At 70.3% G+C, this 12,678-nt stretch carries 14 protein-coding genes; 5 read left to right on the forward strand and 9 right to left on the reverse strand.

Annotation, left to right across the window (positions count from 1 at the left end; translation table 11 throughout):
* Positions 1-47: 47 nt before the first annotated feature.
* Positions 48-1,655: an acyl-CoA synthetase gene (locus tag C5C07_RS06610; protein ID WP_115804760.1), complete on the reverse strand. Its 1,608-nt coding sequence runs from the start codon at positions 1,653-1,655 to the stop codon at positions 48-50.
* Positions 1,656-1,718: 63 nt separating this feature from the next.
* The gene (locus C5C07_RS06615) at positions 1,719-2,840 is read right to left on the reverse strand and encodes a polymer-forming cytoskeletal protein (protein WP_115804761.1); all 1,122 of its coding nucleotides are present in this window, start codon (positions 2,838-2,840) and stop codon (positions 1,719-1,721) included.
* Positions 2,841-3,033: 193 nt separating this feature from the next.
* Between C5C07_RS06615 and C5C07_RS06620 the strand changes: the two genes are divergently transcribed.
* The gene (locus C5C07_RS06620; RefSeq protein ID WP_115804762.1) at positions 3,034-4,008 is read left to right on the forward strand and encodes an aldo/keto reductase; all 975 of its coding nucleotides are present in this window, start codon (positions 3,034-3,036) and stop codon (positions 4,006-4,008) included.
* 43 nt (positions 4,009-4,051) lie between these two features.
* Positions 4,052-4,546, forward strand: coding sequence for a hypothetical protein (locus C5C07_RS06625; protein WP_050458951.1), 495 nt, complete (start codon positions 4,052-4,054; stop codon positions 4,544-4,546).
* On the opposite strand, the gene C5C07_RS06630 is transcribed toward C5C07_RS06625, so the two are convergent.
* Genes C5C07_RS06630 through C5C07_RS06640 form a run of 3 tightly spaced genes read right to left on the reverse strand, consistent with a single transcriptional unit; the run spans position 4,522 to position 7,525 of the window.
* Positions 4,522-5,739 carry an MFS transporter gene (locus C5C07_RS06630; RefSeq protein WP_115804763.1) on the reverse strand — a complete coding sequence of 406 codons (1,218 nt, stop codon included), beginning with the start codon at positions 5,737-5,739 and terminating at the stop codon, positions 4,522-4,524. The two genes, C5C07_RS06625 and C5C07_RS06630, sit on opposite strands and share 25 nt — an antisense overlap.
* A gap of 56 nt (positions 5,740-5,795) precedes the next feature.
* Complete coding sequence (locus C5C07_RS06635) at positions 5,796-6,857, reverse strand: iron transporter (protein WP_115804764.1); 1,062 nt, start codon at positions 6,855-6,857, stop codon at positions 5,796-5,798.
* Entirely contained in the window at positions 6,854-7,525 is a 672-nt protein-coding gene (locus C5C07_RS06640) for an SCO family protein (protein WP_050458954.1), read from the reverse strand. Before C5C07_RS06640 ends, C5C07_RS06635 begins: the two co-directional genes overlap by 4 nt.
* Positions 7,526-7,670: 145 nt before the next feature.
* On the opposite strand from C5C07_RS06640, the gene C5C07_RS06645 reads away from it, so the two are divergent.
* Positions 7,671-8,969 carry a twin-arginine translocation signal domain-containing protein gene (locus tag C5C07_RS06645; protein ID WP_115804765.1) on the forward strand — a complete coding sequence of 433 codons (1,299 nt, stop codon included), beginning with the start codon at positions 7,671-7,673 and terminating at the stop codon, positions 8,967-8,969.
* 42 nt (positions 8,970-9,011) lie between these two features.
* Here the strand turns inward: C5C07_RS06645 and C5C07_RS06650 are convergent, their stop codons facing one another.
* The 3 genes from C5C07_RS06650 to C5C07_RS06660 form a co-directional block, all read right to left on the reverse strand.
* Entirely contained in the window at positions 9,012-9,704 is a 693-nt protein-coding gene (locus C5C07_RS06650; protein ID WP_004977329.1) for a cytochrome c biogenesis CcdA family protein, read from the reverse strand.
* The gene (locus C5C07_RS06655; RefSeq protein WP_115804766.1) at positions 9,704-10,300 is read right to left on the reverse strand and encodes a TlpA disulfide reductase family protein; all 597 of its coding nucleotides are present in this window, start codon (positions 10,298-10,300) and stop codon (positions 9,704-9,706) included. The genes C5C07_RS06650 and C5C07_RS06655 overlap by 1 nt, the downstream gene beginning before the upstream one ends.
* Before the next feature lie 133 nt (positions 10,301-10,433).
* Positions 10,434-11,117, reverse strand: a complete 684-nt coding sequence (locus C5C07_RS06660) for a DsbA family protein (RefSeq protein WP_115804767.1) — start codon at positions 11,115-11,117, stop codon at positions 10,434-10,436.
* A 193-nt stretch (positions 11,118-11,310) separates the two neighbouring features.
* On the opposite strand from C5C07_RS06660, the gene C5C07_RS06665 reads away from it, so the two are divergent.
* Positions 11,311-11,706, forward strand: a complete 396-nt coding sequence (locus C5C07_RS06665) for a 2Fe-2S iron-sulfur cluster-binding protein (protein ID WP_115804768.1) — start codon at positions 11,311-11,313, stop codon at positions 11,704-11,706.
* Between the two features lie 13 nt (positions 11,707-11,719).
* On the opposite strand, the gene C5C07_RS06670 is transcribed toward C5C07_RS06665, so the two are convergent.
* Entirely contained in the window at positions 11,720-12,295 is a 576-nt protein-coding gene (locus C5C07_RS06670) for an NUDIX hydrolase (protein WP_004977325.1), read from the reverse strand.
* A gap of 161 nt (positions 12,296-12,456) precedes the next feature.
* On the opposite strand from C5C07_RS06670, the gene C5C07_RS06675 reads away from it, so the two are divergent.
* Positions 12,457-12,660: a hypothetical protein gene (locus C5C07_RS06675; protein ID WP_004977323.1), complete on the forward strand. Its 204-nt coding sequence runs from the start codon at positions 12,457-12,459 to the stop codon at positions 12,658-12,660.
* The last annotated feature ends 18 nt before the right edge of the window (positions 12,661-12,678 follow it).

Here is a 12,678-nt window from a genome sequence, read left to right on the forward strand (position 1 = left end):
CTAAAGAAAGGTGACAAAGGGGAAATGGGTTCCCCGGGCGACGCGGCTCAGTCCCGTTCCTGCGAGCGCAGTTCGATGCGGCGAATCTTCCCCGAGGAGGTCTTCGGCAGTTCCGCGACGAACTCGATTTCGCGCGGGTACTTGTACGGGGCCGTCTGCGCTTTCATGAACGACTGGAGTTCGTCCACGAGGTCGTCGGAGCCCTCGTAGCCGTCGGTGAGGACGACGAACGCCTTGACGATGCTGCCGCGCTCCTCGTGCGGGCTGGCGACCGCGGCGGCTTCCGCGACCGCCTCGTGGGAGACGAGCGCGTCTTCGACCTCGAAGGGGCCGATCCGGTAGCCCGCCGAGATGATGATGTCGTCGGCGCGCCCCTCGAAGAAGAAGTAGCCGTCCTCGTCGCGGGAGGCGAGGTCGCCGGTGCGGTAGTAGTCGCCCGAGAACGTCTTCTCGTCGAGGTTCGGCTTCTCGTAGTAGCCGTCGAAGATGCCGGGACAGCCGACCGGGACGGCGATTTCGCCGATTTCGTCGACGCCGACCTCCGCCTCGTTCTCGTCGATGATGGTCGTGCCGAGGCCGGGCGTCGGCTTGCCCATGCTGCCGGGTTTCACGTCGATGCCGGGGTAGTTCGTGAGGAGCGCGACCGTCTCGGTCTGGCCGTAGCCGTCTCGCGGGATGACGCCGAACGCCTCGCGGAACGCCTCGATGGGTTCGCGGTTGAGCGGTTCGCCCGCCGACAGCGCCTCTTTCAGTCGGAGGTCGTACGAGCCCAGGTCGCGCTGGGCGAACATCCGGTACTGGGTCGGGACGGCGCAGAGGCGGGTGACGCCCTCTTCTTCCATGATGTCGAGGAACGCGCCCGGTTCGAAGTCGCCGCGGTAGACGAACTGGGTCGCGCCGGTCGTCAGCCCGACGCCGACGGGGCTCCAGAACCACTTGGCCCAGCCGGTTCCGGTCGTCGCCCAGAGCAGTTCGTCGGAGAGGTCGTCGTCGGCCGTGACGCCCCACCAGTAGGGGGCGTTGACGAGTTCGAAACAGCGCATCCAGCGGTGGCGGTGGCGGACCGGCTTGGGCTGGCCGGTCGTCCCCGACGTGTAGTTGATGGACATCGGGTCTTCGGCCCGGAGGTCGGGGCCGTCGTGGTCGGCGGACTCGTCGGCGACGAGGTCGGAAAACGAGGACCAGCCGTCGGCGTCGCCGCCGAGGACGACGAAGTTCGAAAGCGGCGTCTCGTCGCGCACCTCGTCGACCATGCCGACGAGCGACTCGTGGACGACGGCGGTCGTCGCCTCGCAGTCGTTCGCGCGGAACGCGATGTCCTTGGGCTTGAGCATCGAGGAACTGGGGACGAGAAGCGCGCCGCGCTTGAGCGCGCCGAGCTGGACGGCGAACACGTCGGGGTCGCGGGGAAGCAGGTGGATGAGCCGGTCGCCCTTCCCGACGTCCATGGATTCGAGCGCGTTGGCGAAGCGGTTCATGTCGTCCCGGAGGTCGCCGTAGGTCCGCTCCTCGCGGCCGCCGTCGGCGTCGCGGAACTTCAGGGCGACGCGGTCGCCGAAGGCGTCGGCGTGCGATTCGATGACCGCGGGGATGTTGTAGTCCTCGGGGATGTCCCACTCGAACGATTCCGACTCGGCCTCGTACTCGACTGCCATGGCTCGACAGACAGAACAGACCATAATAATTGTTCGTCCGGATTGTGCGAGGTCGCCGAGCCGTCAGGCCATCGGCGAGCCTTCCTGGGGGCCCTCACCGGGGGCGCTCACGCCCTCGTCGCCGTCGTCGGCGGACTCCCCGCGGAGCGCCAGCGCGAACGCGCCGAGGCCGACGAGCAGCACGACGAACTCGAGGACGCCCCCGAGGGGGACGAAGTCGAGGACGGCGAGGACGAACAGGCCGGCGAACAGCGCGGCCCAGCGGTTGTCGTAGTCCGCGAGCGACAGGAGCCACGTCCCGAGGACGAGCGCGCCGTAGATGCCCGCGACCCAGAGGGCGAGGACGAATCCGACCCCGCCGGCCAGCGAGAGCGGGATGCCCACGATGGTCAACAGCAGGAGCAGCAGGACGATGGGTATCGCGACGATGGCGAGGAGGCCGACGCCGCCGCTCCGCACGGCCTTCTTCGTCCCGAGGCCCGTCACGCGGCGGGCGAAGTCGGGAGCGACGAGGACGATAATCGCACCGAGGACGAAGTTGGCGAGCAGCCAGTAGCCCGAGACCACCCAGCCGGGGATGACCGGGGCTTCGAACTGGCCGAACTGGAACGGCGCGCCGGCGACGACGGGACTGGCGACCACGAGGTCGTCGACCTGTCGCACGCCGCCGTCGACGACGGCCGCGGAGTCGACGGTCGCGGTCGTCGCGTCGTATTCGAGCGAGCCGCCGACCCGAGCGGTCGGGCCGACGGCGAACTCGTCGGCCCCGACGCGGACGTTTCCGGCGACCGCGCCGTCGAGCTGGACGGTGCCGCCGGCGGCGTCTAACGACCCGCCGATGTCGGCGGTGTCGCGGACGAACACCGCGCCGCCCGCGAGGCTCACGTCGCCGCCGACGGTCCCTTCGAGGGTCGCGGAGCCCGCGACGCCGTCGAGGTTCCCGTCGACGGTTCCGGTCTCAGTCAGGAGGACGGTCCCGGCCGTCGCCGACACGTCGCCGGTCACCGTCCCGGCGATGACGACCGTGCCGCCGACGGCTTCGAGGTCGCCGTCGACGGTCTCGCCTTCGCCGACGACGACGGTCCCGCCGGCCGCCGGGCCTTGTTGTGCGGCCGCGACGCCCGCGAGCGACCCCACCACGAGGAGGCTCAGGAGGACCGCGACCAGTTGTTTCGTTGTGAACATCGGAATCACCGAGGCAACGCCTCGGATGAATGATACGACTCGCAGCGGCATAAATCGAGAGAGACGGTTTCAAACCCCGAGAAACGGCCGTTTTACCTGAATCTCGTGAGTCGACGACCGGCCGAGAAGGGAGGGTCCCCGCCGCGGCTACCGCTTGGTCCACCTTTTTGCCGATTCGCGGGGATGTTCCGGCATGGAGTACACGACGCTCGGAAACACCGGCATGGAGGTCTCCCGCATCTGTCTCGGCTGTATGAGCTTCGGCACCCCGGAGTGGCGCGAGTGGGTCTTAGAGGAGGAGGCGGGCCTCGAACTGGTCGACCGCGCCATCGAACTCGGTATCAACTTCTTCGACACCGCGAACATGTACTCGAACGGCGAGTCCGAGCGCGTCCTCGGGAAGGCGCTGGAGGGCCGCCGAGACGAGGCCGTCGTCGCCTCGAAGGTGTACTTCCAGATGGACGAAACCGACCCGAACTCCGGCGGCCTCTCGCGGAAGGCCATCGAGCAGGAACTCGACAACTCGCTGGACCGCCTCGGGATGGACAGCCTCGACCTGCTGCAGATTCACCGCTACGACGACGACACGCCCATCGAGACGACGATGCGCGCGCTCGACGACGCGGTTCGCCGCGGCAAGACGCGCTACGTCGGCGCGTCGTCGATGTGGGCCCACCAGTTCGCCGAGGCGCAGTACACCGCCGACTCGCTCGGACTGGACCGCTTCGCCACGATGCAGAACCACTACAACCTGCTCTACCGCGAGGAGGAACGCGAGATGCTCCCCCTCTGCGAGAAGCAGGGCGTCGGCGTCATGCCGTGGTCGCCGCTCGCCCGCGGCTACCTCACCCGCCCCCACGAGGAGTTCGAGGCGACGACCCGCGGCCGGACCGACGAGCACGCCAAGGGCCACCCGTACTTCGAGGGCGGCGGCCGCGAAGTGAACGAGCGCGTCGAGGAACTCGCCGACGAGAAGGGCGTCAAGATGGCGCAACTCGCCCTCTCGTGGGTGCTCCACAAGGACTGGGTGGACGCGCCCATCGTCGGCACGAGCAGTATCGAACACCTCGAAGACGCGGTCGAGGCCCTCGACATCAAGCTCACGGACTCCGACATCGACTACCTCGAAGCGCCCTACCGGCCGGTTCGCGTCTCCGGGCACGACTAGGGCCAAGGGAAACAGCCTTCAGCACCCGCCGAGAGCGTCGGTTGTGTACCGGACACTCGCTCGAATCGCCCGCGACGAGCCGGAGACGGCGATTCTCGGCGTCGAGTCGCTCCTCGCGGCCGGCGTCCTCCTCGGCGTCGCGCTGACGCTCGTCTCGCCGCTCGCGTCGTCGCTCCCGCTCGCAGACGTCGGCTTCGGGCTCGCGGCCGCCGCGACGGTGCTTCTCACGGTCGTCTCGCTCCTGGCCGCGTCGCGGCGAATCGCCCTCCTTCTCACCGGCCGCGGCGGTCTGCGAATCGAGACGTTCTGGCGGCTCCTCGAACTGCTGCTCGCGTTTCTCGTCGCCGGCATCGTCGCGTTCGCGGTCCAGCTCGGCGAGTTCGCGGCGACCGTCCCCGACCCGCGGGGCGGCGGCGTCTTCGTCGGCCTGTTCTTGGCGTTCGTCCTCGCGGGCGTCGGCCTCGCCGTGGTCGTCTGCCTCCGCGGGATGTGGCTCGTCGTGAACGCCGAGCTTCAGTCGGCGCTCGACGGGGTCTGAGCCGCGTCGATGCCGTCGAGTCGCTTCACCGCCCGGAGCGCGACGACGGCGATTGCGACCTCGGCGAAGCCGACGACGAGGAACGACGGGAGGTAGCCGACCGCGTCGGCGACGACGCCCCCGACGAGGAAGCCGGCGAGGAAGCCGAGGCTTCCGAAGACGTTGAACCCGCCGAGGGCCGCCCCGCGCTCGCCCGGCTCGGCGAGGTCGGTCACGAGCGCCATCGTCGCGGGCGCGACGAGCGCGCCGAAGACGCCGCCGACGACCATCAGGCCCGCCGCGAGTTCGAAGACGGGGGCGAGCCCGACCGCGATGATGGCAACCCCGTAGAGCATCGACCCCGCGACGACGGGGACGAACCGGCCGACGCGGTCGGACAGCGACCCGAGGGGGTACTGCAGGAGCGCGAAGGGGACGAAAAAGAGCGCGAGCACCCCGCCCGCGACGGCGGCGTTCGCGCCAAACGTCTCGCGGAAGTAGTACACGCCGACGAGGGCGAAGAAGCCGGCCGTCATGCGGTCGATGAAGCCGAAGGCGTAGGGGACCGCGAACGCCGGGCGCGCGGCCAGTTTCTTGAGGACGACGCCGACGCCGACGCGGGTCGAATCGGGCGTCCGGTCGGTGACGGTCGTGACGAGCAGCGCGACGGCGGTGAGCGCCGCGGCGGACGCGTACAGCGGCGCGAGCGGGTCGATGGTGGTGAGTTGGCCGCCGACGACCGAGCCGAGCGCCGCGCCGAGGCCGATGGCGATGCCCGCCGCGCCCATGTTCCGTCCGTTGCCTCCGGAGAGGTCCGCGAGCATCGTAATCGACAGCGAGAACGCGCCGATGGTCATCGCGCCGCCGACGAGGCGGACGGCGAGGACCGCGCCGAAGGTCGCGTCGAGCCACGGGAGCGTCGCGAGCGCGAGGAGCGCGACGTAGCTGGCCGCGCCGCCGAGCGCGCCCGCGACGATGAGCCACGTCCGCCGACCGAGGGCGTCCGAGAGCGCGCCCCAGACGCTGGAGAAGGCGACGAACGAGGCGAACTCCGCGACGAGAAACAGCATCCCGGCCGAGAGGTCGTACTCCCCCTGTCCGCCGCCGAGGGCGGTCACGAGGTCGGAGACGCCCGGGTAGAGGAGCACCTGCGAGACGAGGACGCCCCAGACGGCGAGGGCGAGTGTCGCTCGTTCGCGGCGCGTCGAGTCCATACGGGGTCGGTCGGTCCGGACGAAAATAGCCCTGTCCTTGTTCGACTCGGTTGCCGTTACCCGAGGCGAACGGGGTCGAATTCGAGAAAGGCCGTCTCGTAGCCCTCGTGGCGGGCGACCTGCGGCGGCACGTCCACCGCGAGGTCCGCGGTCGCGTCGTCGCCGGCGAGCCCCGGAACCGACGCGCCGTAGTGGAAGCCGAGGTCGGCGTCGAGGCCGGGTTCGAGTCGGCCGTCGAAGCGGGTCGACCCGCCGGACGCGACGGTCGCGGTGAGCCCCAGCCGCGGGACGAGAAGGCGGTTGTAGGGCGTCTGCGGGGAGACAGCGAGGTAGGGGTCGTCGCCGAAGCGGTCGGCATCGAGGACGGTGCCGACGAGTCGGAGGCTGCCCGTCGTCGCCGACCCGAGCGCCGTCCCCGGAAGCGTCTCGGGGGCGCGGCCGAGGGGAAGCCCGTCCATCTCCATCGGCTTGACCGCGCCGGGGTCGCCCTGCTGGTCGTCGAGCGTCGTGTACGGGAGGTCGTCGCGGTCGCGGGCGCTGTACTCGAAGTCCAGCGTCGCGGTCGCCGGGGAGTCGAACCGGCCGACGAGGTCGCCGAACAGGCGCAGGGAGGGCGCGCCCACGTCCACCGTCACCTCGTAGGTCCCGTCGCCGTCGAGGCCGAAGTTCGAACCGTAGTGAAAGCCCATCCGCTGGGAGAGCATCGCGTAGACGACCTCCTCGCTCACGAGGTCGCCGTCGCGGGCGATTTCGAGCGAGAGGCCGGTGTCGGGGACGACGACGCCCGTCTCGGCGTCCCAGACGGACGCCATGAGATGCACGTCGGCGCCGGCCTCGACCGAGATTTTCGACGTGCCGAAGCCGTCGCCCTCGTCGGACATCACCCAGAACCGGTGGGGATAGCTGTAGAAGACCCCCACCCGGAGGTCGCCGGCGTCCGCGCTCCCGACCATGCGCATCCCCTCGGTGTGGGTCGGGACGTACACCTCGTCGGGGCGGTTCGAGACGACCGGCGGTTCGTTCGACGTGTAGAGTCGACCGAGCTCGGCGAGACAGCCGGAGAGCCCGGCGGTTGCGACGGTCCCGCTCGCCGCGAGAAACCGACGCCGACTCGTCATGCCTCCCGGAGCGCGGTGAGGTCGTCGATGAGCGTCTGTTCGTCCGGTTGGTTGCCGCGGTAGGTCCGCTCGACGTAGCCGTCGCCGTTGACGAGCGAGACGAGCCCGAGGTGGGTGAACATGTAGTTGCCCTCGTCGTTCGGCTCGTTCTTCTGGAAGAAGACGCCGAACTGGTCTTCGACGACCGACTTCGCCTCGGCCTCGTCGGCGGGGCGGAGGAAGTGCCAGTTGCCCGCGTCCATGTCGACGTTCATCTGGTCGGCCTCCGCGCGGAAGGCGTCGGCGTCGTCGCGAGCGGGGTCGAACGTGATGGGGTAGAACGACACCTCGTCGGCGTAGCCCTCGCTGACCGAGTGAATCTGGACCTCTCGGAGCGCGCTGATGAGGACCGGACAGACGGTCATGCAGTTGGTGAAAAAGTACGTGTGGAAGTGCGGCACGTCGATGTCGCGCACGGACACCTCACCCCCCGCGATGGGGTCCGCGAGCGTCACGTCGGGGACCTGCTGTCCCCACGCCGGGTAGGGGAGGTCCTCGCTGGACACGTCGTTCTCGCGGTCGGGCTTCGACAGCGAGACGTTGGGATTGGCGTCGCCGCCGCCGAGACAGCCCGCGAGACCGAGCGCCGCGCCCGCCCCCGCGGCGCGGAGATACGTTCGTCGTTTCATTACCCACCGCTAGCGGCCCGATACTCAAATGCCGTTTGGTGTGCGTTTCGAACGCCAGCGCGCGTGTTCTCGTCTCGCACGACCGCGGCGAAATCTTCGACGCACACACCAGAACGGACTTCCCCGAGAGGTCCCTAGCCGGGGTATGTTCGACGGGTCTCCGTCCCGCCGGGAGTTCCTGAAGGCCGCGGTCGCGGCCGGGGGCGCGGCGGCGCTCTCCGCCTGCCTCGACAGGGCACCGGACGACCCCGTCCCGGCGGGGACCGACGCGTTCGAGACGCTCCCGAGCAGACAGCACGCGTGGAACGAGTTCTGCCGGGCTGACGACCACGGCAACGTCGAGATGCCCCGGCATCAGGTGCTTCTCTACCTCGACCTCGCGGGCGAGGGACCGCCCGCCGAGGCCGACCGCGAGGCCGTCGAGAACGCCTTCCGCGTCCTCGACCGCGCCTACGAGCGGAGCCACGAGGGTGTCATCTGGTCGGTCGCCTACTCCCCGCGGTACTTCGACCGCTTCGACGACCCGCTCCCGGCGGGCGTGGACCTGCCCGAACCGCGGGCGCTGTCACCCTTCGAGACGCCCGAGTTCGACCGGCAGGACGCGCTCGTCCACCTCGCGTCCGACCGCGCCGACGCGGTCCTCGAAGCCGAACAGGCGCTCCGCGGCGAGGTCGACGAGGCCAACGGCGTCGCCGTCGACGCCGACCTCTCGGGGGTCTTCTCAGTGGACTCCAGACGGACGGGCTTCGTCGGGGCCGGCCTCCCGGCGGAACACCAGTCCGACCTGAACGGCGTCCCCGACGGGAACCCCGTCCCCGAGGAGTCGCCGCTGTTCATGGGGTTCAAAGCCGGCTTCGCCAAGAATCAGGCCACCGAGGAGTACGTCACCATCGACGAGGGGCCGTTCGCGGGCGCGACCACGAAGCACGTGGCGAACGTCCGCCAGCGCCTCTCGGACTGGTACGACGAGGAAGACCGCTACCATCGGGTCATGAAGCTATTTTCGCCGGAACACGCCGAGCAGGGACTCGTCGAGGGCGTCGGCGACAACCTCGGCGACGACAGCGGCATCGACGCGATGCTCGACAGCCTCCGCGACGACGCCTTCGAGTTCGGCCACGTCGGCCACGCCCAGAAGGCCGCCCGCGCCAACCGCGACGACGAGGGCAACGTCAAACTGCTCCGCAGACACTTCGAGTCGGCCGACGACGGCGTGGCGAGCCTGCACTTCCCGTCGCTCCAGCGCGGCATCTCCGAGTTCGAGGCGGTCCGCGAGGCGATGAACGGCACCGACCTGACCGACGTGCCGACCGTCCGCCAGCGCGTCAACAACGGCATTCTGGAGTACATCTTCGTCAAGCGCCGCGGCAACTTCCTCGTGCCGCCGCGGGAGATTCGGTCGCTGCCGACGCCGACCGGCGAGGCTCCGGGGCTGGGCGACTGAGTCGGCCGCCGCGGGCTATCGGGCGGCCGACCGCCCGCCCCCTCAGACGTGTCCCAAGAACGACAGCGCCAGCCAAATCTGCCAGAGACCGGCGAGCACCATCACGCCCGCGGCGACCTTCTGGACCGAGCCGACGTGGCCCGACAGCGACCGGATTCGGTCGCCGCCGAGCGCGGCCGCGACGGTGACGACCGCGAGCGGGAGCGCGGCGGCCGCGGCGTAGGCCCCCAGCGAGACGACCGCCTGCGGGGTCGGGAGCGCGAGCGACTGCGTGACGACGCCGAGGAAAATCGGGACGACGCAGCCGGCGGCCGCGAGGCCGTACACCGCGCCGAAGACGCCGAATCCGGTCACCGACGACCGGTACTCCGGGAGGACGACGTGGAGGCTCGGCGCGCGACCGGAGAACATGAGGACGCCGAAGCCGACGAGGGCCACGCCGACGAGCGGTTCGAGGAGCGCGAGGTGCGAGGCGATGCGGCCGCCGACGACCGCGAGCGCGCTCCCGATAGCGCCGAGGACGAGCAGGGCGGCGAGCGAGGCGACCGACCCGCGGACGGCCGCGCCGCCGAGGTCGGCCTCCTCGCGGGAGAGGTAGTAGCCGACGTAGCCCGGGAGAAGCGGGTAGGCGCAGGGCGCGAAGAAGGTGGCGACGCCCGCGCTGACGGCGAACGCGAGTGTGCCCGCGAACCCGGGGTCGAGCCCCAGCACGGGACCGAGACCGAACCCGGGCATCAGGCGACGTCCTCGACGGCGGCGCGGAGGTTCTCCTCGCTGGCGAGGCCGCGGTGGGTCCACGACACCTCACCGTCGGCGTCGAAGACGACGAGGTACGGGAGGCCGTTCGCGCGGACCGCGCGCATCAGGTTACTGTCGGGGTCGTGGCCGACCGTCCAGTTCCCGTCGTGTTCCGCCCACCACGCGCGGATGTCGTCCATCGTGAGGCCGCCGCCGAGGCGCTCGTTCGTCACCGAGACGAACGCCACGTCGTCGCCGAACTCCTCGTGGAGCGTCCGAAGCGACTCCATCTGGGCGACGCAGGGCGCACACCACGTCGCGAAGAGGTCGAGGACGGTCGGCGTCCCGTCCGCCGGGATTTGTGCCTCGCCAGCCGTCGAGCCCTGCGCCTCCACGGTGTCGACGACGAGCGGGAGGTCGCCGGACCCGGACGACGCGGTGGCCGAGGCAGTTCCGGTGCCGTCGTCTCCGGTTCCGGCGGTCGTCGCGGTCGTCTCGGCGGACCCCTCGGGGGTCGAACCGTCGCCGAGACAGCCCGCGAGGCCGGCGACGCCCGCGCCCGCGAGAAGAGAGAGGAGGGCGCGTCGTCTCACCGGTCGTCACCTCGTCGGGGTCGGCGGAGCGGTCGCGTCGCGTGCATACTCGTGGCTAGTGAATCTCTGCGTAAAGAGTCGCTGGTGTCGTGCGCGAATCCCGCGAGAGAGGTAGTGTGCGAGTCGAAACCGGTTATCGAGCGTCCTCGACGGCGCTCTGGAGGTCGGACCACCGCGGGGGGGCCTGCTCGCCGTCGACGAGGACGGTCGGCGTCCCCTGGAATCCGCGCTCGTCGACGGCCTCGGTCCGCTCGGCCTCGATGAGCGGACGGTAGCGTTCCCGGGAGGCGGCCGCGGCGACCGAACAGCCGTCGAGGTCGGCGTCGTCCGCGAGCGACCGGAGCGTCGAGAGCGAGCCCTCGGCGTCGCCGCCGGTGAACTCCGACTGGTTCTCGTAGAGCGTGTGGGCGAACTCGAAGAAGGTCTCGTCGTCGGCCTCGTCCTGGACGGCGCGGGCCGCCGAAGCGCCCTTCCACGACCACCAGTCGTCGACCGGAATCGGGAGGTCGTGGTGGCGGTAGCGGACGACGCCCTCCGAGACGTACTCGGACCGGAGTTGCGGAGCGACCTCGACCGCGAAGGTCGCGCAGTGAGGGCAGGCGAAGTCCTCCCAGACGTCGACGACGACGCTCGCGTCCTCGGCCCCGATGACGGGCGTGGGGAGCGAATCGACCGTGTCGCGTGCGGGGACCTCGCAACCGATGGCGGCGACGGCGTCGTCGCCGGAACCGCCGCTTCCGCCGCCGAGACAGCCGGCGGTTCCCAGCGTCAGCGCACCCGCCGTGGCAGCGAGGTACGCGCGTCGTGTGTTGCGCATGGTCGGGGTCGGGGACGAACGAACTTAGATTCTCCGAGGCGAATCGCGGGGTTTCGGAGGCCCTTGCCGCTTTTCGTGGTTCGGTTCGGGAACCGCGGCGGCGGCGCGATGGACGGTCGGCGGCCTTTTGCCGGCTCTCTCCCGTCGTCGCTCGAACGACACCGCTTAAGCCTCGCGTGGCGTCACCCGACACGTGCCAACCGTCCACTTTCGCGGCCGGAAAATCGAGTGCGACCGCGGAGACGTGCTCCGCGACGTGCTTCGAGCGGCCGGCGAACCGCCGCACAACGGTCACTCGTCGTGGTTCAACTGCCGCGGCGGGGGCTCGTGTGGTACCTGCGCCGTCCGGGTTCGCGGCCCTGTGACCTATCGGACGAAAAAGGAGCGCCGCCGGCTCCGGTTCCCGCCGCACGACTCCGACTCGGGGCTCCGACTCGCGTGCCAGACGGTCGTCCTCGGCGACCTCTGGGTGGAGAAGTACCCCGGGTTCTGGGGCCAACGCGTCGAAGCCGACGAGAGCGAAACGGGAGACGCGCAGGACGCGGAAGACGCGCAGGACGCAGAAGACGCGCAGGGACCGACCGGCTGAGCCGGCGGCCCGGTCAGTCGCCGGCGACGTGGTCGTACCACGACAGCAGGTCGTCGCGGTCGCGGGTGTCCGGCGGGAGCTCCGAGACGCGGAACCACCGCGCGGCCGATATTTCCTCGTCGGGGTCGTTCACGCTGAGCTCCGCGGCCTCGTCGGCGCGGGCGCGGTAGACGGGCATCACGCCCCACGTCTGGTGGCCGTCGCAGCGGATGTCGACGCGGGTGGCCATCGCGAGGCCGCCGTAGTCGGCGGTGATGCCGGCCTCCTCGGCGAGTTCGCGCCGGGCGGCCTCGGTGAACCCCTCGTCGCCGTCGACGCCGCCGCCGGGGAGGACCCAGAGGTCGACGCCCTCGTGGCGGACGAGCAGTATCTCGTCGTCGCGGCGGCGGACGACGGTGTGGACGCCGTAGGGCGTCCCCGTGGACTTCACGCGGGCGGCGAGCGTGCGAAACCGCGGGCGGGAGACGCGGCGGGTGTGGACCGGTTCGAGGTAGTCGGCGTCGGCGTGGCTCCGGCGCAGGCGGTGGTAGGCCTGCTCGGCGCGCTGGCGCGCCTCGTCGGCGAGGAACCACAGGTCGTCGACCGTCATCGGCGCACGGCCGGCGGTCGATGTGCGAGCGGGCGACTCGGCATAGCTCACGGTTCGGCGCGGCTCCACAAATCGGCTTCGACACGCGCCGTCGCGAGGTGGAGCCGGCGACTTCGCGGCCAATCATCGCCCTTTTATCCGGTGACGCGGAACCTGTGCGTATGAGCTTCGAGAAAGACGACAAGGTCGTTCTGCACGACAAGCACAGCGAGTTCGACGGCGAGACCGGGACGGTCACGCAGGTCATCGAGAGCATGTTCGGCGAGCCGACCTACACCATCAGCTTCGACGAGGGCCAGGAGGTCGGCATCGCGCAGGACCAGCTCGAAGCCGCCGACGCCGACGACGAAGCCGACGAAGAGTAAGCGACCGACACCGACCGA

Origin of the sequence: Haloferax sp. Atlit-4N (assembly GCF_003383025.1) — an archaeon.
Taxonomy (GTDB): Archaea; Halobacteriota; Halobacteria; order Halobacteriales; family Haloferacaceae; genus Haloferax; species Haloferax gibbonsii.